At 71.8% G+C, this 25,336-nt stretch carries 21 protein-coding genes and 1 tRNA gene; 15 read left to right on the top strand and 7 right to left on the bottom strand.

Annotation, left to right across the window (positions count from 1 at the left end):
- Positions 1–117: 117 nt before the first annotated feature.
- On the top strand, positions 118–1,491 hold the full coding sequence (gene selA / locus DVS28_RS03315) for an L-seryl-tRNA(Sec) selenium transferase (protein WP_114590189.1): 1,374 nt from the start codon (positions 118–120) through the stop codon (positions 1,489–1,491).
- A 23-nt stretch (positions 1,492–1,514) separates the two neighbouring features.
- Here the strand turns inward: selA and DVS28_RS03310 are convergent, their stop codons facing one another.
- Positions 1,515–2,453 (bottom strand): GGDEF domain-containing protein, encoded by a 939-nt coding sequence (locus tag DVS28_RS03310; protein WP_164709877.1) that lies wholly within the window; start codon positions 2,451–2,453, stop codon positions 1,515–1,517.
- Positions 2,454–2,647: 194 nt separating this feature from the next.
- Here DVS28_RS03310 and DVS28_RS03305 point away from each other — a divergent pair, with 194 nt between their 5' ends.
- Together DVS28_RS03305 and selB are read left to right on the top strand one after the other, a co-directional pair.
- A complete protein-coding gene (locus DVS28_RS03305; RefSeq protein WP_114590187.1) occupies positions 2,648–4,750 on the top strand; it encodes a chloride channel protein in 2,103 nt (700 codons plus the stop codon).
- Complete coding sequence (gene selB / locus DVS28_RS03300; RefSeq protein ID WP_114590186.1) at positions 4,747–6,597, top strand: selenocysteine-specific translation elongation factor; 1,851 nt, start codon at positions 4,747–4,749, stop codon at positions 6,595–6,597. The genes DVS28_RS03305 and selB overlap by 4 nt, the downstream gene beginning before the upstream one ends.
- Positions 6,598–6,641: 44 nt before the next feature.
- On the opposite strand, the gene DVS28_RS03295 is transcribed toward selB, so the two are convergent.
- From DVS28_RS03295 to DVS28_RS03275, 5 genes are all read right to left on the bottom strand, one after another.
- Entirely contained in the window at positions 6,642–7,109 is a 468-nt protein-coding gene (locus DVS28_RS03295) for a RidA family protein (protein ID WP_114590185.1), read from the bottom strand.
- A 3-nt stretch (positions 7,110–7,112) separates the two neighbouring features.
- The gene (locus tag DVS28_RS03290; RefSeq protein ID WP_114590184.1) at positions 7,113–7,268 is read right to left on the bottom strand and encodes a DUF4177 domain-containing protein; all 156 of its coding nucleotides are present in this window, start codon (positions 7,266–7,268) and stop codon (positions 7,113–7,115) included.
- A gap of 42 nt (positions 7,269–7,310) precedes the next feature.
- Entirely contained in the window at positions 7,311–7,613 is a 303-nt protein-coding gene (locus DVS28_RS03285) for a WhiB family transcriptional regulator (RefSeq protein ID WP_240606260.1), read from the bottom strand.
- A gap of 208 nt (positions 7,614–7,821) precedes the next feature.
- The gene (locus DVS28_RS03280; protein ID WP_114590183.1) at positions 7,822–9,888 is read right to left on the bottom strand and encodes an RNA polymerase sigma factor; all 2,067 of its coding nucleotides are present in this window, start codon (positions 9,886–9,888) and stop codon (positions 7,822–7,824) included.
- A 9-nt stretch (positions 9,889–9,897) separates the two neighbouring features.
- On the bottom strand, positions 9,898–11,307 hold the full coding sequence (locus DVS28_RS03275; RefSeq protein ID WP_164709876.1) for an NfeD family protein: 1,410 nt from the start codon (positions 11,305–11,307) through the stop codon (positions 9,898–9,900).
- Between the two features lie 112 nt (positions 11,308–11,419).
- On the opposite strand from DVS28_RS03275, the gene DVS28_RS03270 reads away from it, so the two are divergent.
- From DVS28_RS03270 to DVS28_RS03215, 12 genes are all read left to right on the top strand, one after another.
- On the top strand, positions 11,420–12,391 hold the full coding sequence (locus DVS28_RS03270; RefSeq protein WP_114590181.1) for an ArsA family ATPase: 972 nt from the start codon (positions 11,420–11,422) through the stop codon (positions 12,389–12,391).
- Entirely contained in the window at positions 12,388–13,524 is a 1,137-nt protein-coding gene (locus DVS28_RS03265) for an ArsA family ATPase (protein WP_114590180.1), read from the top strand. Before DVS28_RS03270 ends, DVS28_RS03265 begins: the two co-directional genes overlap by 4 nt.
- Positions 13,525–13,680: 156 nt before the next feature.
- Positions 13,681–16,443, top strand: coding sequence for a transglycosylase domain-containing protein (locus DVS28_RS03260; RefSeq protein WP_164709875.1), 2,763 nt, complete (start codon positions 13,681–13,683; stop codon positions 16,441–16,443).
- The gene (locus tag DVS28_RS03255; protein ID WP_114590178.1) at positions 16,440–17,330 is read left to right on the top strand and encodes a metallophosphoesterase; all 891 of its coding nucleotides are present in this window, start codon (positions 16,440–16,442) and stop codon (positions 17,328–17,330) included. The genes DVS28_RS03260 and DVS28_RS03255 overlap by 4 nt, the downstream gene beginning before the upstream one ends.
- 300 nt (positions 17,331–17,630) lie before the next feature.
- A tRNA-Pro gene (locus tag DVS28_RS03250) sits at positions 17,631–17,707 on the top strand.
- A gap of 169 nt (positions 17,708–17,876) precedes the next feature.
- Positions 17,877–18,194, top strand: coding sequence for a helix-turn-helix transcriptional regulator (locus tag DVS28_RS30105; RefSeq protein WP_342795432.1), 318 nt, complete (start codon positions 17,877–17,879; stop codon positions 18,192–18,194).
- A gap of 6 nt (positions 18,195–18,200) precedes the next feature.
- Complete coding sequence (locus tag DVS28_RS03240) at positions 18,201–18,695, top strand: SigE family RNA polymerase sigma factor (protein ID WP_114590177.1); 495 nt, start codon at positions 18,201–18,203, stop codon at positions 18,693–18,695.
- Positions 18,692–20,290, top strand: a complete 1,599-nt coding sequence (locus DVS28_RS03235; protein WP_114590176.1) for a hypothetical protein — start codon at positions 18,692–18,694, stop codon at positions 20,288–20,290. Before DVS28_RS03240 ends, DVS28_RS03235 begins: the two co-directional genes overlap by 4 nt.
- Before the next feature lie 189 nt (positions 20,291–20,479).
- The gene (locus DVS28_RS03230; RefSeq protein ID WP_164709874.1) at positions 20,480–21,283 is read left to right on the top strand and encodes a glycosyltransferase family 2 protein; all 804 of its coding nucleotides are present in this window, start codon (positions 20,480–20,482) and stop codon (positions 21,281–21,283) included.
- On the top strand, positions 21,280–21,849 hold the full coding sequence (locus DVS28_RS03225) for an SAM-dependent methyltransferase (protein WP_164709873.1): 570 nt from the start codon (positions 21,280–21,282) through the stop codon (positions 21,847–21,849). Before DVS28_RS03230 ends, DVS28_RS03225 begins: the two co-directional genes overlap by 4 nt.
- Positions 21,846–22,520: a PIG-L deacetylase family protein gene (locus tag DVS28_RS03220; RefSeq protein ID WP_114590173.1), complete on the top strand. Its 675-nt coding sequence runs from the start codon at positions 21,846–21,848 to the stop codon at positions 22,518–22,520. The genes DVS28_RS03225 and DVS28_RS03220 overlap by 4 nt, the downstream gene beginning before the upstream one ends.
- Entirely contained in the window at positions 22,517–23,467 is a 951-nt protein-coding gene (locus DVS28_RS03215) for an acyl-CoA/acyl-ACP dehydrogenase (protein ID WP_114590172.1), read from the top strand. The genes DVS28_RS03220 and DVS28_RS03215 overlap by 4 nt, the downstream gene beginning before the upstream one ends.
- Here the strand turns inward: DVS28_RS03215 and DVS28_RS03210 are convergent.
- Positions 23,451–25,283 carry a multicopper oxidase family protein gene (locus DVS28_RS03210; protein ID WP_164709872.1) on the bottom strand — a complete coding sequence of 611 codons (1,833 nt, stop codon included), beginning with the start codon at positions 25,281–25,283 and terminating at the stop codon, positions 23,451–23,453. The two genes, DVS28_RS03215 and DVS28_RS03210, sit on opposite strands and share 17 nt — an antisense overlap.
- Positions 25,284–25,336: the final 53 nt, after the last annotated feature.

The following is a 25,336-nucleotide window of genomic DNA, read 5'->3' as shown; positions in this document are numbered from 1 at the left end:
CTGCGTTCGGTCGCGTTCCCCCTCCCCCGTCGGGCGCGATCGGGGCCTGCGTCGGGCATGGGCGAGGGAGGCCCCGATCGTGCCGGACGGGGCAGGTGTGCGAGGCTGGCCGGCGCCATGGCCCACGCGTCAGCCAACCCCTACGCCGACCTGCCACGGATGGACGACCTGCTGACCGCTTCGGCGGCGCTGATCGAGCGGCACGGCCGCACACCCGTGGTCGAGCGGCTGCGCGCCGAGATGGACCGCAGCCGGGCCCGGATCGCCGAGGGGCGTCCGGCCGACGACGCGAAGGCGATCATCTGTCGTGCAACCGATGCCCTGGACACCGCACCCCGGCCGGGACCACGTCGGGTCCTCAACGCCGCCGGGGTGGTCGTGCACACCAACCTCGGCCGCGCCCCCCTGTCCGCGGCCGCGGTGCAGGCGATGACCGACGCCGCCGGGTACTGCGACCTGGAGTACGACCTCGACACGGGCCGGCGCGGCTCCCGCGGTACCCACGTCGATGGCCTGTTGGCCGAGCTGACCGGTGCGGAGGACGCCCTTGTCGTCAACAACTGCGCGGCGGCGCTCGTCCTGGTCCTGGCCGCCCTGGCCGCCGGCGCCGAGGTCGTGGTCAGCCGGGGGCACCTCGTGGAGATCGGCGGGTCGTTCCGCCTGCCCGACGTCATGGCCTCCTCGGGCGCGCGCCTCCTCGAGGTCGGCACCACCAACCGCACCCGCGCCGCGGACTACCGGCAGGGTGACGACGTGGCCGTGTTGCTGACCGTCCACCCCTCCAACTTCACCCAGGACGGCTTCGTCACCCAACCGCGGCTGGCCGATGTCGCCGACGTGGCCCGGGACCGCGGTGTGCCGCTGGTGCACGACGCCGGCTCGGGCCTGCTCGCGCCCGTCGAGCATCCGGCGCTGGCCGACGAACCCTCCATGCGCGCCGCCATCGACGAGGGCGCCGACCTGGTCCTGGCCAGCGGCGACAAGCTGCTCGGCGGACCCCAGGCGGGCCTTGTCGTGGGTCGCGCCGACCTCGTCGAACGCTGTCGACGTCATCCGCTGGCCCGGGCGCTGCGCCTGGACAAGCTCCGGCTGGCCGCGCTCGTGGCGACCCTCGACGCGCATCGGCGGGGCGCAGGCGGCACGGTCGATGCGCTGCTCGCCCTCGACGAGGACGACCTCCGTGCCCGTGTGGACGCCCTCCGCGGCCGGGTCGGGGGGACCGTCGTGGAGGCGACGACGATGGTGGGCGGTGGCTCGGCCCCCGGTGTCGGCGTCACCGGCCCCGTGCTGCGCCTGGACCTCGACCACCCGCTCCGGGTCGCCGAGGCGCTTCGCCACACCGACCCGCCCGTGATCGTGCGGGTCGCCGACGAGGCGGTGCTGGTGGACCTGCGCACCGTCGCGCCCGAGGACGACCCTCTGGTGGTCGACGCCCTCCGCGCGACCCTGCCGACGGCCACGGGCGACCCGACCGGTGGTCCTGACCGGTGAGCGCGGTCAGTCCTGCGACGTTGTCAATGGACCGCGGGCTCGGGCATCAGGTGCAGGCCCGACGGCCCCTTGACCCGGGCTGCCATCAGCGCGGAGTCGGCGCGGAAGACCAGCTCGTCGACGGCCATCAGGCCCGCCAGCGCGGCCAGTCCGATGGTGACCTCGAGCGTCCGCGGAGCCTCACCCACCGCGCAGGGCTGCTCGTGCAGCGCGTCCTGGATCCGTCGCGCCGCATGCATCGCCGACGCGGCGTCGGTCCCGGGCATGGCGACCAGCAGCTGGTCACCGGCGAGGCGACCCAACAGGTCGCTGGTGCGCAGGCAGGCGACGAGCAGACCGGTCACGTGGATCATCACGCCGTCCCCGACCCCGTCGCCGTGCGTTGCCCGCAGCCCGTCGAGTCCGTGGACCTCCAGCAGCCCCATGGTCAGCGGTCGGCCGAACCTGATCGCGTCGGCCAGCACCCGGTCGGCGGCCTGCAGCAGCGGTTCGCCCACGGGCAGCCCCGTCAGGGGGTCCTGCGACGAGGCCACCGCGGCCAGCTGCTCGGCCTGTCGACGCGTCCGCGCCTGTTCCAGCGCCAGGCGGTGACGTTCGATGGCCAGCTGGACGGTCAGCGCCAGCGTGCGGGAGTCCAGCGTCCACAGGTCGAGGGTGCTCTGGATCCCGACGTCCTGCGGCTCGAGGGGCACGTCGTCGGCGACGTCCTCGCGCAGCACGACGACCGCCGCATCGCTGCCCGCACGCCTGATCCGTGCCAAGCACATCGCGTCGGCGATCACCGCCGGCAGAACGACCGCGTCGACGGGCGCGGTGCCGAGGTGCCGGCTGGCCGCATCGATGTCGTCGGCGACTGCGATCTCCCACGTCAGCCGATCGGCGTCGGCGTGGAGCTCGTGGAACCGGCGCTGTGCGTCGGCATCGACCGCGACGAGGAGCAGACGGGCAGTGGACTCCGTCATCACGATCGCCTCCAGTGGCAGCTCGACCGTGCCCGTTCGGGGCGATGGACCGCGTCTCTCGCGGCTCCCGGCCGTGATTGTCCAACGAGTACGTTGACAGGTCCACCACCCACCGCGCATGACCACAACGGGTGGTATTCGCCCTACCTTCTGCAACTAGCCCCACCCCCCGGACGAGCCCTGGACAGCTGCTGATGCGCGCCGCCACGACGATGCGCGACTGGAACCCGCTGACGCGGACCGGTCGCGCTGCGCTGCGCTCTTCCATCCTCGACCGCAGCCGCAACGACGGCGCCATGCTCGCGATCGCCGCGTCCGTCGGTATCGGCACCGGACTCCTCGCCGTGCTGCTGGTCACCCTCATCGTGCTGGTCAAGGGGTTCGTCTGGGGGCCGAGCCCCGTCCGCTGGCAGGTGATCGCCGTCCCGGTCCTCGGTGGGTTCGTCGTCGGTGGGCTCAGGGTCCTCAGCGGATCGCAGAGCCACGACTCCGGTGTCACGGCCACCATGCGGGCCATCGCCATCCATGCCGGCCACATCCCCGTGCTGCGCACGCTTGTCAAGGGGGTCGGCACGGTGGTGTCGATCGGCACCGGCGCTGCGGGCGGCCGCGAGGGCCCCATGGTGCTGCTCGGCTCGATGGTCGGGTCGACGTGTGGACGGTGGCTGGCCCTGGACGAGGAACGCAGCCGGTCCCTCATCGCGGCCGGCGCAGCCAGCGGCATCGCCGCGTCCTTCAACGCGCCGATCGGCGGGATGCTCTTCGCGATGGAGGTGATCATCGGCGGGTTCAAGGTGCGCTCGTTGCAGGTCGTCGTCATCGCCGCCGTGCTGTCGTCGGTGATCAGCCGTCAGCTGCTCGGCGGCGAGCTGATCTACGCCGTCGAGCGCGACTACGTCCTGGAGGACCCCCGCGAGCTGCTGCTCTACGCCGCGCTCGGCGTCCTCGCCGTCCTGGTGGCCCGGACCTCGATGGCCACGGAGGAGGCGATGAAGCGCCGGTTCACCAGCAGCCCGCTGCCCGACTGGATCCAGCCGGCGATCGGCGGGCTGATGGTCGGCGTGCTCGCGCTCGGGCTGCCGGAGGTCCTCGGGACCGGGCACGACAACCCCCCGCTGCCGCTGCTGTCCCCGGCGGTCGGGACCGACCCCGTCCGCTCCTTCATCGAGGGCGGTCCGGGGACCGGCCTGGCAGCCGCCGGATTCCTGCTGGTGCTGATGGTCGGCAAGATCCTCGCCGCCAACAGCTCCATCGCCAGCGGCCACCCCGTGGGCGAGCTCGCACCCACCCTCTTCATCGGGGCGAGCCTCGGTGGTGCGCTGGGCCACGTCGCCACCGTCGTGCTGCCCGGCACCGGCATCGAGCCCGGCGCCTACGCCCTGGTCGGCATGGCCGCCGCGTTCGGCGCATCGGGCAAGGCCCCGCTGACCGGCATCCTGATCGTGTTCGAGCTGACCAGCGACTACGGGCTCGTCCTGCCCCTGATGCTGGCCACCGGCCTGGCGACCTTCCTTGCCGACCGCCTGTGGGAGGGGTCGGTCTACACGCGCCAGCTGCGGCGCGACGGCGTGGTCTACGCCGAACCCGACGACATCGACGTCATGCAGACCGTCTCCGTGGGCGAGGTCATGACCACTGATCCCGACACCGTCACCGCCGACCTGCCGGTGGTGGAGCTCGCCGAGCGCTTCGTCGCGACCGGCCACCACGGCTACCCGGTCGTGGATGCCCACGGTCGGCTGGCGGGGATCGTTACCCGCTCCGACGTCGATGCCCGGCTGGGCGACGCCGACCCCGGTGACCTGACGGTCGGCGACATCGCGACCACGACCGTGTCCACCGTGACACCGGACGACCCGGTCTTCCGCGCCGTGCGCCGCATGGCTGCGCTCAACGTCGGCCGCATCCCCGTGGTCGCCGCCGACGACCGGGGGAAGCTGGTCGGCCTGATCCGCCGCAGCGACCTCGTGCAGGCCTACCAGCGGGCGATCACCCGCAGCATGGGTGTGCAGCAACGAAAGGACCGTTCACGGCTGCGGGAGCTGGCCGACACCCGGTTCGCCGAGGTCGTCGTTGCGCCCGCCTCGTTGGCCGACGGTCGCCAGATCCAGCACATCGAGTGGCCCGAACGAACCCTGGTCACTGGTATCCGACGCGGCGGCGAGTCGTTGACCCCGTCGGGCACGACCCGCCTGCATGCCGGCGACGAGGTCGTGTTCCTCACCGGGTCGGAGTCCATCGAGGACGTCCGCGTGATCCTGGCCGACCCGGCAACGGTGCCCGAGGAGACCGCGTGAGGGTCATCTGCACCGCCGGGCACGTCGACCACGGCAAGTCCACCCTGGTGACCGCCCTGACCGGGCGCGATCCCGACCGGCTGGCGGAGGAGAAGCGTCGGGGGCTGACCATCGACCTGGGCTTCGCGTGGACCACGCTGCCCGACGTCGGCGATGTCGCCTTCGTGGACCTACCGGGACACGAACGGTTCGTGCCGACGATGCTGGCCGGGGCGGGGCCGGTTCGGACGGCCCTGTTCGTCGTGGCCGCCGACGAGGGGTGGATGCCGCAGTCCGCCGAGCACCTGGCCATCCTCGAGCTGCTCGGCACCACCCACGCCGTCGTGGCCCTGACACGCGTCGATCTGGTCGACGAGGAGACCGCCTGGATCGCCGCCGAGCTGCTGGCCGACCAGCTGCAGGACACCGCGCTGGCCGACGCCCCCATCGTGCCGGTGTCCAGCACGACCGGCGCCGGCCTGGAGGAGCTCCGCGTGGCCCTGACGGCAATGCTGTCCGCCGCACCGGCCGTCCCCGACGACGGGCGTCCGCGGATGTGGCTGGACCGTGCCTTCAGCATCCGCGGGGCCGGGACCGTCGTCACCGGCACCCTCCAGGGTGGCGCGGTGGCCGTGGGTGATCGCCTGCACGTCCTGCCGCTGGACCGCGAGGTGCGGGTGCGGGGGCTGCAGGCGCTCGAGCAGGACGTGGAGGAGGTGCGGCCCGGCTGGCGTGTGGCGATGAACCTCTCCGGCGTCGATGCCGACGAGGTGGGACGCGGCGACGCGGTGGTGGGCGGCGGCTGGCAAACCACCGAGGTGGTCGAGGCACTGGTGAGCCCCGTCGACGGGCAGGTCGTCGGCCGGCGGGGCGCATGGACCGCACACGTCGGCACCGCCGCGGTGGGCGTGCACGTCCATCCCGTGGCCGGCCAGGACCTCCTCGACGTGGGCGCGGTCCGGCTGGAGATGGACCGACCCCTGCCGTTGGCCGTCGGCGACCGGGTGGTGCTGCGCGAGTCCGGCCGTGGGGTGACCGCGGGAGGTGGGACGGTCATCGACCCGGCCCCCGGCCCGCGGGTCCGAGGCGCCACGGCCCGGCGGTCCCGTGCACAGCGGCTGGAGCGCGCCGGCTCCGTGGACGCCCCAGCCGACCGGGTGCGCCTGCTGGTCGAGGCACGACGGGCCGCCCCGACCGCGGCCGTCCTGGCCGACGCCAACGCCGGCCCCGACGCGATCGCGGCGGGTGACGCAATCGTGGTCGGTGACCACTTGGTGCACCCGGAGGAGTTCGCGCTGTGGAGCGGGCTGGCCGTCAGCGCCGTCGTGTCGTTCCACCAGCGACGTCCGGCCCTGCCCGCCGTCGACCCGGAGGTTCCCCGACGGCGGCTGCGGGAAGCCGGCTGTCCCCTCGACGTCATCCGCCCGCTGCTCGGCCTGCTCGTCGAGCGCGACCGGCTGACCAGCGTCCCGGGCGGGGTTGCCGCCCCCGGCCACGAGCCCCGGCTGACGGTGGCCCAGCAGTCAGCCAGGGTGGCGTTGCTGGAACGGCTGGACGCCGAGGGGGCCAGCCCTGCGCCCCTCGCCGAGGTCGCCGAGGCCGTGTGCGCCGACGACGACCTGCTGACGGTCCTGCGGTCGACCGGTCAGCTCGTGGACCTGCCCGGACTGGACGCGGCCATGACGGCCAGCGCCCTGGAGCGGGCGACTGCCAGGCTGGCGGCCCTGCAGGCCGACAGCGGACCGTTCACGGCGTCACAGGCACGAGAGGCGCTCGACACGACCCGTCGGTTCGCCCTGCCACTGCTGGAGCTGCTGGACACCACCGGGGTCACGACCCGCGATGGCGACCTACGACACCTCACCTGACCTCGGCCACAGCCCGTTTCACCCGAGTTCGGCTATCGCCCGTTTCACCTGAGTTCGGCCACGGCCTCAACCTCGACCGGGACGTCCAGCGGCAGCACCGCTGTGCCCACCGCGGACCGGGCGTGGCGGCCGACCTCGTCGCCGAGGATCTCGCCGAGCAGCTCGGAGGCGCCGTTGGCCACCAGGTGCTGCTGGGCGAAGTCGGGCGCGCTGGCCACGAAGACGGTGATCTTGACGATCCGTGCGATGCGGTCGAGGTCGCCGTCGGTCGCGGCCTTCAGCTGGGCCAGCACGTTGATCGCGCACTGGCGAGCAGCGGCCTGCCCCTCCTCCAGCGACACGTCGGCACCGACCTTGCCGGCGCTGATCGGACTGCCGTCCTTCACCGGGATCTGCCCAGCGGTGAAGACCAGGTTGCCCGTCCGCGTCCACGGCACGTAGGCCGCAGCCGGGGGCGGTGCCTCGGGCAGCTCGATCCCGGCAGCCGCCAGGCGGTCGTCGACAGCGCCCATGGGTCAGCCCGCCTTCGGCCGCTTGAAGTAGCCGATCTGCTGCTGCGGATTGAACGCCACGACGGTCACGAGCTCCCACCCGTCATCGCCGAAGTTGTTCAGGATCTCCTGCAACGCGTGGTCCAGGAGGGGTGCGGTGAAATACTCCCACTTCGTCATGGCGCGCACGCTACCTGTCGAGGGGCCCGCTGCCCAACCCGGTCAGGCGCTGATCTTGACCTTGCCCTGGAGGATCTGCTTGCGCTCGCCCTCGGCGTAGCCGCCCCAGACGCCGTGTGGCTCCTTGGTGGACAGCGCCCACTCGAGGCATTCACCACGCACGGGGCACTCGTTGCAGATCGCCTTGGCGCGCTTCTCGCGGGCCTCGCGTTCTGGCTTGTGCTCGAACTGGGCTGGGGGGAAGAAAACACCGGCGTCGACACTGCGGCACAGTCCGTGGGCTTGCCAGGAGGTGCTGGGGGCCGAAGTCAGCAACGGCAGGGTGGCCATGTGGGCGGACTCCATGCTGTAGCGAGTGGTTGGTCAACTGGACAGTGTCGGGAGCCTATGCGCGCTGGCCGCACAGCGGAAGGCCCAATCTCGACCTATCACGAGTGACTAGGCCCGAATGACTCGTTGTGACCGGATCCTGCCGCTTCGGAGTCGTAGGACCCCCAGAACGGTCGCAGTTGGCTACCGAACGTCAGGTTGGCGCCGCGGGGAAACGCGCACGCTACCCAGCGGAGTTGCCGGGACACGGGGCGATCGTGAGCATGCCGCCGTCGGCCATCGACTCGTTGCCACGCGTGTCCGTGGCGGTCACGGTCACGGCGGCGGTCCCCGGCGAGTCGAAGGGCCCGACGACCCCGACGAACTGGCCGGGACTGGTCGGGTCGGGTCGGAGATCGACCTGGGACTGCCGTCCAGCACCCGGACCGTCCACGGTCAGCACCACCGCGTCGATCCCGGACTCGTCGGCGACGGTCACGGCAACCTCGGAGGAATCCAGGCCACAGCCCTGCTGGATCAGCAGTCGGGTGCCGAACTGGACCTCCTGCAGCTCGGGTGGGCGCTCGACGGCGGTGGTGACGACGACCTCGCGAACGGTGCCGACCGCGGTCTCGATGCGGACGATGCCCTCGTGGTCCCCCTCGGGCATGTCGCCGAGCCGGCTGACGCCCACCTGCACCGTCGACCCCGGCCCGATGGTGCCGCTCGCGGGCTCGAACGTGGCCCATTCGGGACCGCCGGTGATCTGCCACTCCAGCGGCGCACCTCCCCCGTTGCCCAGCTGGACGGTGCCGCCGTCGTCATCCACGACGACGGGGTCGGCCGGGACGAGCAGCTGGCCACGGTCCGCTTCGGAGGCGGAGTCCGAGGGCTCCGCGTCCACCGCCTCCGGCACGGTCGGCACCCCGTCGGAGGCCGCAGCGACCGCTCCCGCGCTCCCCACGTCGGAGGACGGTGAGGGGGTTCCCGACGCGTTGGTGGACGGGATGACGGGAGGGTTGGACTGATCGGGCAGCTCCGGCACCGACTCGGTGGTGAGGGCCGCGGGTTCACCGGCCTCGTCGCCGAAGAGCGCACGGGCCAGGATTCCGGCCACGACCAGCGCGATCGCCGCGCCGAGCGCCACGCTCAGGACCAACGGCACGCGTCGGTGCCGCTTGGGGTCCGTCGCAGCGCCGTCGCCGTCCGGGACCGTCACGGTGGCTGGGGCAGGCGGGTCGCTCGGGGAGGAGACCGGCCCCACCGGGCCGGTCGTCGCTGCACCCTCGAGGTCCATCGGCGGGGCCGCCAGGGGCATCGCGTGCTCGGGCGGGATGGTGGCGTCGTCGTCCGGGGCGGACCACGGGACTGCCTGCTCCGGGGGGATGGTCGGGTCGTCGTCGCGGGTGACGAGCGGGATCGCCGCCTCGGGAGGGATGGTGTCGTCGAGGTCCTCGGGGTCCGCCACGGGGGACGGCATCGCCACCGCGTCCACGGCCTCGAGCCGTGTGCTGACCGCGTCGCGCAGCTGCGGCGGGGCGGGCGCCAGCGGAACCGCCTGCAGCAGCTGCAGCGGATCGGGCGCGCCCGGTGGCATGGGGACGGCACCGGTGATCGCCTGCGCGTGCTGCTGTGCGGTCACGATGCGGCGGACCCACGGTGAGTAGGTGCCGTCCCACTCCTCCTGCAGCTCCGACAGCCCGGGCCAGGCCGGCCCCACGCCGAGCAGCGACAGCAGCGCCCCGATCTCCTCGTGCGCTCGTTCCAGCGCCCGGTCCAGCAGCCGGTCGGAGGCCGCCTCCGACAGCCCCATCGCGCCGGCCAGGTCGGCCCCCGACAGGCCGTGACGGAGGTGGAGGGTCATCAGCGCCTGGTCACGTTCGCTGCAGGCGGCGAGCGCCTCCCACACGACCGCGCCGAGGTCACCGGTGGTGTGGTCCTCCCTGACGTGTGGCAGCTCGACGACGCGGTCCTCGGGGCTCAGCCTGCCCCGGGCCGCCAGCCAGTCGAATGCCTCGCTGCGGATCGTGGCGTACAGCCACATCCGCAGCTCGTGCGGCTCCGTCGGGTGCCCCGGCGCGCGAGCGGCGACCACGACGTCGCGGACCAGCTCGGCGGCCGCGCCGGCGTCACGGGTGACGGCGACCACGAAGTCGTACAGCCGGTCGGCGTGGCGGTCGTAGACCTGCAGGGCGGCGGCCGTCGATCGGCTCGGCGGTGGGGTCGGGGGCAGCGGGGTCGGGGGCGGTGTCGGGTCAGTCGCGTCGGGCGGCCCGGGCACCACCGTTCCGCCTTCGTGGTTGGAGGCCACGACCCGTCGTCACACCTTCGTGGTGCTGGTGTCGTCGACGATCTCGACGTCGAGCGTCAGGCTGTCGTTGAGCCCGAGCACCCGCACCTTGGTCCCGGTCCGCACCTTGCCCGAGCCCTGCGGGGCACGGGCGCGCCACAGCGCACCGCCGACGAAGATGTGTCCCTCGGGGCCGAGCGCCGAACGGACGATGCCGACCTTGCCCTCGACAGCCTTGGCGCCGAGCAGCGCCTGGTTGCCCTGGGCACGCAGGACCGACGTCATCATCATGATGAAGAACACGGCGGCGGAGAGGGTCCCGACGACGATCAACCACGTCGGGGGGGCGAGCTGGGGGATCTGCCACATGTTGATCGATCCGGCTCCGAGCGCGAGGGTGCCGACGGCGCTGGGCCACGACAACCCGGCGATGGCCAGGTCGTAGGCGAGCAGCAGCAGGCCGATCACCGCGATCACCGCCCACAGCGGCTGGATGGGCAGGACGGCGACGGAGTAGACACCCAGCGCCAGGACCCCGATGGCGGAGAACCCGGACACGCCGAAGCCCGGCTGGAACACCTCGAAGAAGAGGGTCAGGGCGCCGGCGAGCAGCAGGAGGTAGGCCAGCGTCGGGCTGGACGCCGTGTGGAGGATCCGCTGCACCAGGTCGAGGTTGACGAACCGCACGTTGGCGGTTACCGGGTCGACGTCGAGCACGACGTCACCGGCGTTGGTGACGACCTCGCGGCCGCCCAGCGCGGCGAGGACCTGCTGGATGGTCGGGGCGACGATGTCGGCGATGCCCGCCTCGGCGAGGGCCGACTCGTCCAGCGTGCGGACCACCGTCGGGTCGGTGCCCTCGGGCAGCTCGGTGCCGTCGGCGATCGGGGCGCCGGTCTCGCCGTCGGGGACCGCGATCACGGCCGCGCCGCTCTCGGCGGCGTCGACGAGGAAGTCAGCATCGCGGCCGCGGGCGTCGGCAAGGGCCTCCAGGTCGGAGGCAACCTCGCCCACGGTCCGCGCCCCGGGGTCGCCCAGGTCAGCCGGGTGGGCCACGCCGTAGAGGCCGGTCGGGGCCAGGGCAAGCACGTGTGCGGCAGCCGCGACGCGGACGCCCGCACCGGTGGCGCGTGCACCTGCGGTGCCCACGTAGACCACGACGGGCACGTCGGAGGACTCGATGGTGTCGACCAGCCGGTCGATGTCACCACCGAGCGCGCCGTCGGTGTCCAGCCGGATCACCACGGCCTGCGAGCCGTCGAGGTTGGACTGCTCGATCGCCCCGATCACGAAGTCGGTCAGCGGATCATCGAGCACGCCCACCGCCTCCACGACGTCGACGGTGGAGGTGGATGAAGCTTGGGCGCTCGCGGGGGCGGCCAGCGCGGCGAGAAGGCCGACGAGGAGCAGCACTCCGCCCGCGATTCGGTGAAGGGCCATCCGGGAGAGTGTAGGCGGTGAACCCACGACGGCCCCAACGGGGGCCGTTCGGGCCACCCCCCGCCGAGGACAGGGATGTGCACGGTCCGCTGATCGGGGTAATAGTGACCCCGTGGACGCCTCACAGCTGTTGTCGCGCCGCCTGCTGCTGGTCACCGGCAAGGGGGGCGTCGGCAAGTCGACCCTCGCCGCGTCGCTGGCCCTTGCCGGCTCGCGTCTGGGACGCCGTACCTGCTTGGTGGAGGTGGAGGGACGCCAGGCGTTCTCCTCGATCTTCTCCACTGCACCCTGGGACTTCGAGGAGCGTGAGTTCCGGCCGAGCCTCTACGGGCTGTCCATCGACCCGGAGGCATCGCTCACGGAGTACCTGTCGATGTTCTACGGCGCCCAGCGGATCACCAAGCTGGTGGCCAGGACCCCGGCGGTGGAGTTCGCCACGCAGGCCGCACCCGGCATCAAGGACGTCCTGCTGATCGGCAAGGTCAAGGAGATGGAGCGGCGCCGACGTGACGACGGGCAGTTCGAGTACGACCTGATCGTGGTCGATGCCCCGCCGACCGGCCGGATCGTCAACTTCCTCGCCGCCCCCGACGCCACCACCGAGCTGGTCAACGTCGGGCCGGTGCGCCAGCAGGCGCAGACCGTCATCGACATGCTCACGGATTCCTCGCGGACCGCGGTCCTGCTGACCACCCTCCTGGAGGAGATGCCGGTCACCGAGACGGCCGACTCGATCCGCGACCTGACCCAGCTCGGCGTCCCGCTCGGGCCGGTCCTGATCAATCGCGCGGTGCAGCCCGCCATGGACGACGCTGCGCTGAAGCACCTCGCCGGCATGGACCGCGAGGCCGTGCAGCGAGTCCTGGCCGATCTCGGCATCGACGACGTCGACGCGTCCACGGCCGAGGCGCTGCTGGACACCGGCCACACCCACCTCGGACGGCTGGACCTGGCCGAACGCATGCGCCAACGCGTCGCCGACGAGATCGACCTGCCGTCGCTGGAGCTGCCCTTCGTGGCCGACGCCACCCGGCCCGAGGAGATCGTGACCGCCATCGCCGCCACCCTGGAGGACCGGCTGTGACGACCCTCGACCGTGCCCGCGAACGCGACCTGACCGAGGTCGTCGCCGAGCGCCACATCATCGTCTGCACCGGCTCCGGTGGGGTGGGCAAGACCACCACCGCCGCGACCCTGGCCGTTGCCGCTGCACGGCAGGGCCGTCGGACGATCGTCGTCACGATCGACCCGGCCCGCCGACTGGCCCAGTCGATGGGCCTCGACGCCCTCGACAACACCCCACGGGCCGTCGACGCGGTGCCCAACCTCGACGCGATGATGCTGGACATGAAGCGGACCTTCGACGAGGTCATCGACCGGCACGCCGACGATCCCGCCCGGGCCGCCCGCATCAAGTCCAATCGCTTCTACCAGCAGATCTCCGGCCAGCTCGCGGGCACGCAGGAGTACATGGCGATGGAGAAGCTGTTCGACCTGCACTCCACCGGCCGCTACGACTGCATCGTCGTCGACACGCCGCCCACCCGGAACGCGCTGGACTTCCTCGACGCCCCCAAGCGGCTGACGGACTTCCTCGACGGCAAGTTCCTCAAGATGTTCCTGTCCCCCGGCCTGACGGCCACCAAGACCATCGGTCGGATGGCGGCGTTCGGCACCGGGCTGTTCATGAAGGCGGCCGGCCGGATCACCGGCGCCGGCGTGCTGGACGACCTCGCGGAGTTCTTCCAGTCCTTCGAGGGCATGTACGAGGGCTTCAAGAACCGCGCGCAGCTGGTCTACAAGCTGCTGGCGTCCGGCGATGCGGCGTTCGTGGTCGTCTCCTCCGGCGAACCGACGGCCCTGCGCGAGGCCCGCTACTTCGTGCAGCGCCTGGCCAAGGAGGGCATGCCGCTGGCCGGCCTCGTGCTGAACCGGGTGACGCCCGCGCTGCCGGAGGACCTGGCCGCGCTGGCCGCCCGCGTCGGCGAGGACGACCGCGAGCGGCTGCTGGCCGGTGACGACGAGCAGCGGGCCGTGGCCGGCATGCTCGGCCTGCTCGACCGGTCCGCGCAGGTGCACGCCCGGCAGCAGCGCAACATCGAGTCCGGCCTCCACGGGCTGGACCCGCGGACGCTGGTCGAGGTGCCCGAGATGCCGTCGGACGTGCACGACCTCGAGGGCCTCGACGCCATCGGGGAACACCTGATCCGCAGCTGAGGTCCCGCCCGGGGGCATCGTCCCTCCGGCCGGGGTGGCACGCGACGGGCAGGTGAGCCGCGCTCGTGACCGCCGTATCCTCGCGTGCAGACGGACACGGTCGACCGGTCGACCCCGGTGCGCCCCTCACCCCGTGTCCTCAGTCGCACCTCCCCCATGGCCACCACCACTCCCGCCGCGGACCACCGCGACCCCCACATCATCCTCCGGCTGCTCCTGGCGATCGTCCTCGTCCCGCTGCTGATCATCGGCGCCGGCACGGCGATGGGCGCGGGCATCGCACCGCTGGTCCAGCCCGTCGCCGACTTCACGCACCGCGTGGACTCCGAGGTGCTGGACTTCCCGCCCCTCGGCGACATCATCGAGGGGTACGTCGCCGACGAGCGGTCCGTCGTCCTTGACGCCAACGGCGACGAGCTGGCGATCCTGCGCTCGGTCAACCGGGTCAACGTGAGCATCGAGGAGATCCCGGCCCACGTCCAGAACGCGGTCCTTGCGACGGAGGACCAGACCTTCCGCGAGCACACCGGCGTGAACTGGCGAGCCATCTCCCGTGCTGCGCTGGGCAACCTGCGGTCCGGCGACATCGAGTCCGGTGCGTCCACGATCACCCAGCAGCTGATCAAGAACCTCACCGGCGAGGCCGAGACGACGATCGAGCGGAAGCTGCGCGAGGCCGTCTACGCCATCGAGCTGGAGCAGAACGCCACCAAGGACGAGATCCTCGAGATCTACATGAACGAGGCCTACCTCGCCAACGGCGTGTACGGCTTCGGTACGGCGGCGGAGTACTACTTCTCCAAGGAGATCGGCCAGCTCGACGTTGGCGAGGCCGCCATGCTCGCCGGCATGTTGCGCGCGCCCAACGCCAACGACCCGCTGGCCAACCCGCGCAACGCCCTGGACCGCCGCAACATCGTGATCAACCAGATGGCCGAGGCCGGGTTCATCACCGACCTGGAGGCCCTCGGCTTCGTCGTCGACGCCCCCGACACCGCCACCGACGAGCAGCTCGTGCGCACGCTCGGCCTGAACATCTCCGAGATCGAAGAGGCCTCCGAGCCGTTCTTCGTCAACTACATCCGCACGCTGCTGCGGGACATCCCCGAGCTCGGCGTCGATGCCGACGCGCGTGAGCGGGCCGTCCTGAACAACGGCCTGACGATCCGCACCACGATCGACCCGCTGATGCAGGACCTCGCCCAGGACGCCATCACCGACGTCCTGACCGACCCCGACGGTCCGCAGGCAGCGTTGACGTCGGTCGACCCCGACACCGGACAGATCATCGCTATCGGCTTCGGCCCGAAGGAGTTCGGATCGGGCCCGGGTCAGACCGAGGTGCTGCCGGCAGTGCCGGGCGTCGGGTCCTCCTTCGGCCGCCAGCCCGGGTCGTCGTTCAAGGCCTTCGAGATCGTCGCGGCGCTGGAAGCCGGCGTCACGCCGACCTACACCATCGACACCCCCTCCCCCTACGTGCCCCGCGGGCACTGCGCCAACTCCGGCTGGCGGCCGGGCAACTACTCCGACGGCGGCGGCGGGTCGATGAACATGGCCCGTGCCACCGCCATCTCCTCCAACGTGTACTTCGCCCACCTCGTCGACGAGTTCACCGGTCCCGAGGGCCTGGCCGACGCCGCGACCCGCATGGGCATCGTCAACACCGACCTCTTCGACCCACCCGGGCCGGCCGAGTCCCCCATCTGCGCCGCGGTGCTGGGTGCCAGCGAGGTGTACCCGCTCGACATGGCCAGCGCTTTCGGGACGATGGCCGCCGGCGGCGTGCACTGCGAGCCGTACGCGATCACCGAGATCCTCGACCGCGACGGCAACGTCATCTACGAGGGCGGCACGGACAACTGCACCCAGGCGATCGAACCCGACATCGCCAACGCAGCGACCTCGCTGCTGCGCGGCCCGATCGAGAACGGCACCGCCAGCCGCCACGGCCAGGTCGGTCGCCCCGCTGCGGGAAAGACCGGGACGACCCAGGACTGGAAGGACGCCTGGTTCGTCGGGTTCATCCCGCAGGTCTCCACTGCCGTGTGGGTCGGCAACGAGATCCCCACGACCATGGTCGACAACCGTTGCGGTCGGGTCACCGGCGGCTGCCTGCCGACGATGATCTGGGGCAACTACATGCGCTCGCTCATCGACACGATGGGCTGGCCGGTCGAGGACTTCCCCCCGCCGCCGCGCTTCCCGAGCTCCATCGTCCCGTCCGTCGTCGGCATGACGGAGTCCCAGGCCATCGCCACGCTGGCCGCCGAGGAGTACGCCGGCCAGGCCACGACCGTCAGCGACTGGCGACCGGCGGGGACCGTGGTCGAGCAGAACCCACCGGGAGGATCCGAGGCCCCGAAGGGCACGACGATCGTGCTCGGCGTGTCCGACGGCACCGGTGAACGACCGACCGTCCCGAGCGTCGTCGGCCTGTCGCAGGCCGAGGCGATCGCCCTGCTCGAGGGCCTCGGCATCGATGTCGTGGTCAGCGAGGTCCCCGTCGACGACCCCGAGCTGATCGGCTTCGTCGTCGGACAACGACCCGAGGGCGGACAGCTCGTGCTCGAGGTGCCCGACAGCAACCCCGGGACGCCCGACATCGGCCAGGTGATCATCGAGGTCGGCCGCGAACGGACCGAGGACGACCCGCCACCGTCGTCGGAGACGCCCACGCCCGACCCCTCGGCGTCCCCCAGCGACGAACCGAGCGGCGAGCCAGAGCCGGGCGAGACCGACGAACCCGTCGGCCGACCCGGCGACGGGGACGGCGAGCCGTCGGAGGAGCCGAGCGAGCAGCCCAACCCCGCACCCACCGACCCCGGCGGCGGCGACGGCTCCGGGGACGGTGACGGCGAGCAGCCCCCCGAACCCGCCCCCGCCGGCCGACCCGGCGGCGACTCGAGCGACGACGGGTGATCGGCACCATCGGCAAGGGGGTGGCGCTCGCCGGCGCGGCCGCGCTGGCCTGGGGGGTCGGGATCGAGCGACGCTGGTACGCCACCCGCCACGAGACCCTCCCCCTCCTGCGTGGCGAGGGGCGCCTGCGGATCCTCTTCTTCGCCGACCTGCACCTCGCACCGGGCCAGGACCACCGGCTGGATCACGTCCGTCGGGTCGCGGAGGAGGTCCAGCCGGACCTGCTGGTGAGCGGCGGGGACAACCTCGAGCATCCGGACGCCATCGGCCCGGTCGTGGCGCTCCACGAACGGCTCCGTGAGGTCACCGGGGCGCCGGCGTTGGCGGTGCTGGGGGCACACGACCGGTTCGGCCCCCGACGCGGCAACCCGGCGGCCTACCTGTGGCAGCCGTCGGAGGGACCACGTGGCGAGGCGCTGGACACCCCCGCGCTGGTCAAGGGCATGGAGGACAGCGGCTGGCAGGTCCTCTGCAACGACACCTCGACGGTGACGACCCCCGCCGGGATCATCGAGGTGGCCGGTGTCGACGACCCCCACATCGAACGGGACGACCTCTCGATCATCCGCCCCGCTGGGGCGGTGGAGGACCCCGTGCTGCGCCTCGGCCTGACCCACGCCCCCTACCTGCGGGTGCTGCACGGCTACGACCGCGCCGGCTTCGACCTGGCCCTTGCCGGCCACACCCACGGGGGTCAGCTGGCCGTCCCGTGGTGGGGCGCGCTGGTCAGCAACTCCGACCTGCCGCCCGCCCAGGCCAAGGGGACGTCGCTGATCGGCACCGACCTCCACCTGCACGTCTCCGCCGGCCTCGGCCACTCCGTGTACTACCCCATCCGCTTCGCCTGCCGCCCGGAGCTGACCGTCCTCGACCTGGTGGGCCGCTAGCCGTCGGTACCGGGCGGTCGTGGGTGGACCCCGCCCCCCGGTTGGCGCGATCGGGGCCTGCGGCGCCCATGGGCGACAAACCCGCAGATCGGAGAGGGGAGGGGTTCCCACGATCGTGCCCGTCGTCGTTTGGGGACGATGGAGCCCCCGATCGCGCCGATCAAGGCCGGGCGGATTCAGGCGACCAGAGCGGCCGTTCCCGGACCCGGCCGAAGGGACGTTGCCCGTGTTGGCCGACCGGCGATGGGGCCGGTATGCTCTTCGTTCCCGCGACGGCCGTTTCCCGATGTGCCGCCGCAACGGGATGTAGCGCAGTTTGGCAGCGCGCCACGTTCGGGACGTGGAGGTCCAGGGTTCAAATCCCTGCATCCCGACCACGGAGGTCAAGGAGTCTCTAGGGATTCCGTGACCTCTTGGTAGGTGCAATTTGATGCGACTCACCAGTTACTCACCACATTCGACCGTGGGCGGGGATCGGGATCGAGGGGGTGGGGGCGCTTACGAGCTTCTCCGGTCGTGTGGGGACGCCCGGTGCACCTAGGGGTCATGGACCTCGAGCAGCACCAGAGCTGGGGCCTCGGGCCCCTCATCAGCGTCGACGAGCTGGCCGCCTACCTCGGCCTGCCGAAGCAGACGATCTATGACTGGCGCGTCAGCGGGAAGGGCCCGCAGGGCTACCGCATCGGCAAGCACCCGCAGTCAAGGCCCGCAGACCCGCGCACCAGCCATGCGAGGGCGGCTGTTCACCAAGGGCGACGGTCGTTGGTGCTCCGCGCGCCAGGCCGTTGGCGATGTCAGTCGATCCCTAGGCTCCGCTCCACGCCACTAGATCGATCTAAGTGGAACGGGGCGCGGAGGGGTTGATGAGGTATGGCCGAAGATGTGAATGCGTTCTGCCACGCCCAGTGGCCGGGCTTGGTGCGCACCCTCACGGCCATGACAGGTGACATGCAGCGTGCCCAGGACCTCGCCCAGGAAGCGATCGCCCGCGTGATCCTGCGGTGGCCTCGGGTCCGCGGGATGGAGCATCCGGGCGGCTATCTGTTCCGCATCGGCATGAACCTGGCTCGCGACGATCTTCGAGCGCGTCGCGATGAACCTGCGCACCCGGTGGTGGCCGACGGCGTCGTCGACGACCATGCCAGGCGGGTCGCGCTCGTCCTCACGTTGCGGCAGGGCCTCGCACGGCTGACACCTCGTCAGCGAACTGCGGTGACGCTGCGGCATCTGGGCGGGTTGTCCGTCGAGGAGAGCGCCTCAGCCATGGGTTGCCGGCCCGGGACGGTCACTGCCCTGTGTCACCAGGCCATGAGGCGACTTCGCGCGGACCACGACGTCATGGACCTCGTAGGAGACGAACGATGACCGAACTGCAGTGGCCTGCGGCGTTGGACACAGGCGAGCCGGACCTGGCCCGCGCCCACAGGCGCGCCGCCGAGCTCGGAGAAAACCGGCGGCGTCAGACCCGGCGTGCCTTCATCGTCGTGGCCTCCTTCATCGTGCTGGCGATCACCATTCCGATCCTCTCCCGCATCCCCAGCACCACGACGCAGCTGGCCGTTCGGCCCCAGGCATCGCCGACCGCATCCCTGATCCCTGCGCCGTCCATGACAATCGCGCCCAACCCGGACAACACACCCCGACCCGGATCCACGCCTTCGCCATCCGATGGGGCGATCGATCCCTACGCCGACGCCCCACCCGCAACCGGGCCCTCTGAGGCAGTGGTTCTCCTGGATGACAATCGGGCGGCGTCCGTTCAGCTCGCGATGATGCCCGAGGTCACCGTCGGCCCGCACCTGACCGGAACGCTTCATGTCGGTGAGGTCGCCTTGGACGTCCCCCCGACGTTCGTGCTCAGCTCCTGGGACGGCACGGCCTGGACCCCGCTGCCCACCCTGACGCTATCCCCCGCTGAAACAACTGAGGTGGCCGCAGGGGCTGCCCTCAGCATGGGGGTCGCCGCCGACGACGGCACCGGTGTGGAGGCCCCCCTCACCCCAGGATGGCACCAGGTCAGCTGGACGATCCCCATCGGTCAGGAGAGCGTGACGGTGCACGCGCGCACCAACGTCGTCCCCTTGCCCGGCGACCTGCAGGATCTGGAAGCGGGCAACTTCGGGACCTACTACATCGGGTTCACCGGCAACCAATTCGGTTATCCCGCCACCTGGAGCGTCGGCGACCCATCGTGTGGAACTCCGCCGCGCGAGGCGCTCCGCATGGCCCCGATGGGGACGGACATGGCCTGCGACCTGGACGAGCCCGACGCCGGGCTCCTGGCCATCCCCGCATCGCACTGGCCCGAGCAAGAGGGTGGCGTCCAGGAGACGTTCGCCCGCCAGACCGCAACCGTGACCACCGACGCCGATGGGGCGACCACCTACCGATTCGAGGCCATCGATCTGGTCATCCGAATCCGGTTCGAACGCGACCCCACACTCGTCCAGGCGATCCTCGACTCAGTCGACACCGACGGGCCGCCGCCCAGTTCCGACGGCCCCGACTTTGATGCGCAGCTCGCCGAACGCCTGACTGATGACTTTCGGACTTCCACTGCGGAGGGACCACAGGCACGCCTCATCGAACAACCCCAGACGCAGCATCCGGACCTCTGGGTCGTGTTCGCCGGGGCCGACGACAGGGGCGCCCACGTCAGCGCAACCCTCTTCCGAGGCGCCTTCGAAGAGGCCGTCGCCAACTCGATTCCAGACGGTTGCCCACCCCTGACGACGACGTTCGTCGAGGACTGCGGCCAGCTGGTGGAGGTCCGCGGACGTCGCATCGCGGTCGTACTACCAACCACCACCTACTTCCACGCCTTCGTGGATGCGCCGGATGGGCACGTGCTGAACGTGGTCATCCAACAACAGCCCGGAAACCCCGACTCCCCGACCGCTCTGACACCGCAGGAAGCCATCGAGTGGCTCTCGACCGTAGACGCCCTCTTCACCCCATGAACAGCACACGCGCATGCGACACGCAGGCCAAGCCCGACGTGTCTTTCGCTCCGCTCGGGGCGTTCGGGCCACGCAGGCAAAACCAAGACCACTCGCTTCGCTCGCGTGTCGGGTGGGCCGGGCGGGGGTATGGGTGGGCGACCGCCGTCACCCGGGGCGGTGTCCGGATGCCCCAGCGAAGCGAGCGAGATGCCGATCGGCCCCGACGCACAGACCTCGTCACCACCCTCGGCGCTCGCCGTGGTGATCCCGGCGCGGGACGAAGCGGCCATGATCGAGTCGTGCCTGCGCTCGGTGGCGCGCAGCCTGGCCCTCACCGGCCTGCCCGCCGGCGTGGTGGTGGTCGACGACCGATCCCGTGACGACACCGCTGCACGCGCGACCGACGCCGGGCGGCGGTTCGGCCTGGACCTCGTGGTCGTCCAACCGCACGCCCGCACCATCGGCGCCGTCCGCCATCGGGGCGCGTTGGCCGCCGTCGACACCTTCGGCCTCGACGGGAACGCCTGGCTGCTCAGCACCGACGCCGACACCCTCGTCCCCGAGTCGTGGGCACCGGACTACGTGCACCGCGCCCGCCTCGGCCTGGACGCCGTCGCCGGGGTGGTGGACCTGCGCACCGACGTGGACGTGCCCACGTTCCTCGACGACTGGCGACGCGGCTACCGGCGGACCCTGTCCGTCGACGACCACCCCCACGTCCACGCGGCCAACCTCGGTGTCCGTGTCTGGCCCTACCTGACCTGCGGTGGGTTCCCGCCCGTCGACCAGGCCGAAGACGTCGCCCTGTGGTGCCGCCTGCGCGACATCGGGGCCCGTGTGGTTGCCGACCCCCGGCTGGTCGTCGACACCTCCGGCCGGATCGACGCCCGGGTCGCCCGCGGGTTCGGTGCCGCCATCCACCGCCTCCACGCCCTTGACGCCCTCGACACGATGGGATCGCTGGACATCAGGACCTCGCTCGACGCGAGGACCTCGCTGGACGCGTCGTGAGCGTGCATCCCCTCTCCTACTTCGACGGCAAGTACGCCGACGACCCCGACCCATGGGGCTTCGACCGCCGTCCCTACGAACGACGCAAGCAGGACCTGTCCATCGCCGCCCTGCCGGCCGGACGACGCTTTGCCAGGGCGGTCGAACCCGGCTGTGCCAACGGCGCCCTGACCGAGCGGTTGGTCGAGGTCTGCGACGAGGTGATCGCCTTCGACCCCATCGCGAGCTGCGTCGAGCGGGCGACCGACCGCCTCGACGGCACCAACGCCCGCATCGAGCAGGGCCAGCTCCCGTCCGCCTGGCCCGACGGCACCGTCGACCTGGTCGTCCTGAGCGAGGTCGCTTACTACCTCGACGCCGCGACCCAGCAGCAGCTCGACGCGGCGATGGCACGGTCGATGACCGATGACGGCGTCCTCGTCGCCGTCCACTGGACCGGCCCGACGAACTACCCGCGCACCGGCGAGGAGGTCCACGCGCACCTCGACGCCCTGCCGTGGCTGGACCGGCTGACCTCCCTGGTCGACCCCCAGTTCGTCCTCGACGTTTGGCAGGTCCAGCGATGACGGGCTGGTCGCACCGCCGCGACACCGCCCCCACGTGGGACCCACCGGAGGGACCGATCGTCGTCATCGCCCCGCACCCCGACGACGAGGTCCTCGGTGCCGGCGGGCTGCTGTGCCGCGCTCCCGCCCGGGTGACCGTGCTGGCCGTCACCGACGGGGGCAACGCCTATCCCGGGCACGTCGAACCCGACGTGCTGGCCGGCCGACGACGCGACGAGCAGCGCGCGGCCCTCATCGAGCTCGGTGTCGATCCGGACCGCGTCCATCGGCTGGGCATCACCGACGGCACGGTGCCCGCCCACGAGGAGGAGGTCACCGCGGCCATCCTCGCCCTGGCACCCGACGGCGCAACCGTCGTCGCGCCGTGGCTGCACGACCACCACAGCGACCACGAGGCCTGTGGGCGGGCCGCCGTCCGGGCCGTCGACCGGCGTCCTGACCTCGCCCTGCGCTGCTGGCTGTTCTGGGCCTATCACCACACCCCGGTGGAGCGGCTTGCCCCGTCCGGCCTGGTGGCGCTGGAGCTCGACGACGACACCCGCCGACGCAAGGCCCTGGCCATCGATGCTCACGCCTCGCAGCTGACCGGGCCGCCGGGGGTGGCCCCGATCCTGGACCGCCACCTCCTGGGGCCCGCGCTGACCTCCCGAGAGTGCTACGTGACGACATGACCACGATGCACACCGACCAGGGGCCCACCGACCGCCGGACCACGATCGCCAGCACCGTCCGGGCCGCCGTGGAGGAGCCGGCGTTCGCCACGGCCCTGCACGGCGACCCCGTGGCGCGGATCGACTACCTCATCAACCTCGCCCGCACCGGCTCGGTGTCCATCGCCCGACTCGTGGAGGCCCACCTCGACGCGGTGCTGATCCTCGACGAGGCAGGACTGACCCCACAGGCCGATGCGCTGTACGGCGTGTGGGCCTCGCGTGGTGGCGTGGAGCGACACGACGGCCACATCAGCGGGCCCAAGCCGTTCTGCTCGGGTCTCGGGGTCGTCGACCGGGCGCTCGTGAGCGGCACCGACCCAGGTGGAGGACCAGAGCTACTACTCGACGTCGCTGCCGGCGACAAGCTCGACGGGGTCGAGCACGTCCACGGCCCCTGGGCCACCGACGCGCTGGCCGACACCGCGACCGGGACGTGCCGGTTCCTCGACCACCCCGTGGACACCGTCGTCGGGAAGCCCGGCTGGTACCTGGCACGACCCGGCTTCTGGGCGGGTGCGCTGCGGCCGGCTGCCTGCTGGGCCGGGGCGGCCCTGGGCCTCGTCGACGAGGCGGTGGCGATGGGCGAGGACGCCGGGCCGCATCGCCTCGCCCACATCGGCGCCCTCCACGCAGCCGGTGAGGCGATGGTTGCCGTCCTGCACCGCGCGGCCCAGCACCGCGAAGGACCGGGTCAGCTGGAGGCGCTCGCCGCCCGCCACACCGTGGAACGGCAGGCCGCGGAGGTGCTGGATCGGATCGGTCGGGCGTTCGGGCCGCGCCCGTACGTCGGCGACGCCGCCTTCGCCCAGCGTGCCGCGGACCTGCACCTGTACCTGCGCCAGGACCACGCCGAGGGGGACCTCGAGGCGGTGGGCCGGGCGGTCGTGGCTACCGCAGGTCGTTGAGGTCGCAGTAGAGGGCTGCCTGGGAGGGGATGTCGGTCACGACCCCGCGGCCGGCGTTCAGGCGGTTCAGCAGCGACATCGGGGCCGGACGGCCGTTGCGGGCTGCCCCGATCACGGCTTGTGCGACCGACAGCGACTCGGCCGTGGCCATGTCGGCGGCCAGGGCCTCTGCCACTGAGCCCAGGCCGGCGGGCCGGTCGCCCTGACCGGGTTCCACGACCTCCCACGTGTTCATCATCCCGTGGTCCTCGTGCTCCAGCATGTGGCAGTGCATCATGTAGGGGCCGAGGTGGTCGGTGAACGTCGACCCGACGAGGACGACCTCGCCGGGGTCGATCCGGAACGTCTCCTTCAACCCCTGTTCGTGCACCGGCGCCGGATCGCCGTTGCGCTGCAACACCACCCAGTCCACGTCATGGATGTGGATGAAGTGGGTCTGCTGGGTCGTGTTGGCCAGCAGCCACGTCTCGCTGGCCCCTAGCTCGGGACGGGCGTCCACGCGGTCGTGGTCGAACGCACGGCCGTTGATGGTCCACGCGGCGCGTCCGGCCTCGTCGACACCGACGCCGAACACCCACACCCGGTCCGGCTGCGCCGCGAGCCCCGCGGCCCAGTGCGGCAGCTCGCGCAGCGCCTGGCCGTGGTCGATCACCGATGAGGTGTCCGGGTGATCGGGGTCGACCGGACCGACCCTGAACTCCACGAACTCCGCTGGCGTGGGGGCGTTGTAGAACGGCACTACCCCCTGGGCGGACGCCGACCCGGGTCCCGATGCCAGGACCAACCGCTGGCCCTCCATGCCCGTGAAGTCGACGATGACCTCGGCACGTTCGGCCGGGCCGAGCAGGATGTCGTCGCGCTCGAGGGCCACCGGCAGCAGGCCGGCCTCGGCGGCGATCTGCACCATCGGCACGGTCCCGTTCGGGCCGCTGAGGGAGAAGTTGTAGACCTGCCAGTTCGCGGCGTTCATCAGGCGCAGGCGGTACCGACGAGCCTGCACGTCGGCGAAGGGCTGCAGCACCCCGTTGACGAGGAACATCGGTCCGAGCGACGCGGTCTCGTCACCCGACAGCGGGTAGCGGCCCGTGCCCCCCACCGGGGCGGCGTCCAGCGCCGTCGCCTCCTCGCGATCGGGGGCGGTGAAGCGGTCCAGCAGCTGGTTCTGCTCGTCGACATCGCGGTTGGTGCACATCAGGACCAGGTCCTGGTCACCGTCGGGGAGGCCGAGGGCGGCCTCGACGTCGTCGTCGATGATGAACATGCCCTGCAGGCCGAACCAGTTGTTGCGGCCGGTCCGGAAATGGGAGTGGTCGTGGTACCACTGCGTGGCCGCCCGCTCGCCCTCGCCGTCCTCCATCAGCTCGTAGACGTAGGTGCGCGTCGCGCCGGGCAGCACCGGATCCTGCACCGGCCCGCCGTCGTGCTCGGCCGCCTGGTGGCCGCCGTGGTGGTGCACGGTGATGTCGCCGACCTCGGCCGGCAGGTCGTTGGTGACCCTGACGGTGGTCTGCTGCCCCGATGGACGCCGGATCGTCGGACCCGGCCAGGTGCCGTCGAACGTCCACATCTTCGTGGGCTGGCCCGGCAGGAGCTGCACGTCGGCCTCGCGCGCGACGAGGGAGATATCGGCGTCGGTGATGACCGGCGGCTGGCGCAGTGGGCTGGTGAACGGCAGCGGCAACGCCGCGCCCTCGATGGCCCCGGCGACGCCCGACGCGGCGGCGCTGGACAGGCCGAGGACCCCGGTCAGGACCCCGGCGCGGGCCAGCAGGGTGGTCCCTGCCAGCGCACCAGCTCCGGCGGTCGACGTCCTCAACAGATCACGGCGGTTGAACCTGGGGATCACGGCAGTACCTCACACAGTCGGCC

Source organism: Euzebya pacifica (assembly GCF_003344865.1).
Taxonomy (GTDB): domain Bacteria; phylum Actinomycetota; class Nitriliruptoria; order Euzebyales; family Euzebyaceae; genus Euzebya; species Euzebya pacifica.
Note: the sequence above shows the minus strand (reverse complement) of the source record. Positions and strands in the feature narration are given on the sequence as shown.

What these genes read in the sequence shown, in the direction of transcription:
- DVS28_RS03305 (WP_114590187.1), top strand. Translation starts at nt 2,648, where the DNA reads ATGCGCGCCGCCACGACGATGCGCGACTGGAACCCGCTGACGCGGACC.
- DVS28_RS03240 (WP_114590177.1), top strand. Translation starts at nt 18,201, where the DNA reads ATGGCCGAAGATGTGAATGCGTTCTGCCACGCCCAGTGGCCGGGCTTG.
- DVS28_RS03310 (WP_164709877.1), bottom strand. Translation starts at nt 2,453, where the DNA reads ATGACGGAGTCCACTGCCCGTCTGCTCCTCGTCGCGGTCGATGCCGAC.
- DVS28_RS03260 (WP_164709875.1), top strand. Translation starts at nt 13,681, where the DNA reads ATGGCCACCACCACTCCCGCCGCGGACCACCGCGACCCCCACATCATC.
- selA (WP_114590189.1), top strand. Translation starts at nt 118, where the DNA reads ATGGCCCACGCGTCAGCCAACCCCTACGCCGACCTGCCACGGATGGAC.
- DVS28_RS03230 (WP_164709874.1), top strand. Translation starts at nt 20,480, where the DNA reads ATGCCGATCGGCCCCGACGCACAGACCTCGTCACCACCCTCGGCGCTC.
- DVS28_RS03285 (WP_240606260.1), bottom strand. Translation starts at nt 7,613, where the DNA reads ATGGAGTCCGCCCACATGGCCACCCTGCCGTTGCTGACTTCGGCCCCC.
- DVS28_RS03215 (WP_114590172.1), top strand. Translation starts at nt 22,517, where the DNA reads ATGACCACGATGCACACCGACCAGGGGCCCACCGACCGCCGGACCACG.
- DVS28_RS30105 (WP_342795432.1), top strand. Translation starts at nt 17,877, where the DNA reads ATGGACCTCGAGCAGCACCAGAGCTGGGGCCTCGGGCCCCTCATCAGC.
- DVS28_RS03290 (WP_114590184.1), bottom strand. Translation starts at nt 7,268, where the DNA reads ATGACGAAGTGGGAGTATTTCACCGCACCCCTCCTGGACCACGCGTTG.
- DVS28_RS03235 (WP_114590176.1), top strand. Translation starts at nt 18,692, where the DNA reads ATGACCGAACTGCAGTGGCCTGCGGCGTTGGACACAGGCGAGCCGGAC.
- DVS28_RS03295 (WP_114590185.1), bottom strand. Translation starts at nt 7,109, where the DNA reads ATGGGCGCTGTCGACGACCGCCTGGCGGCTGCCGGGATCGAGCTGCCC.
- DVS28_RS03275 (WP_164709876.1), bottom strand. Translation starts at nt 11,307, where the DNA reads ATGGCCCTTCACCGAATCGCGGGCGGAGTGCTGCTCCTCGTCGGCCTT.
- DVS28_RS03220 (WP_114590173.1), top strand. Translation starts at nt 21,846, where the DNA reads ATGACGGGCTGGTCGCACCGCCGCGACACCGCCCCCACGTGGGACCCA.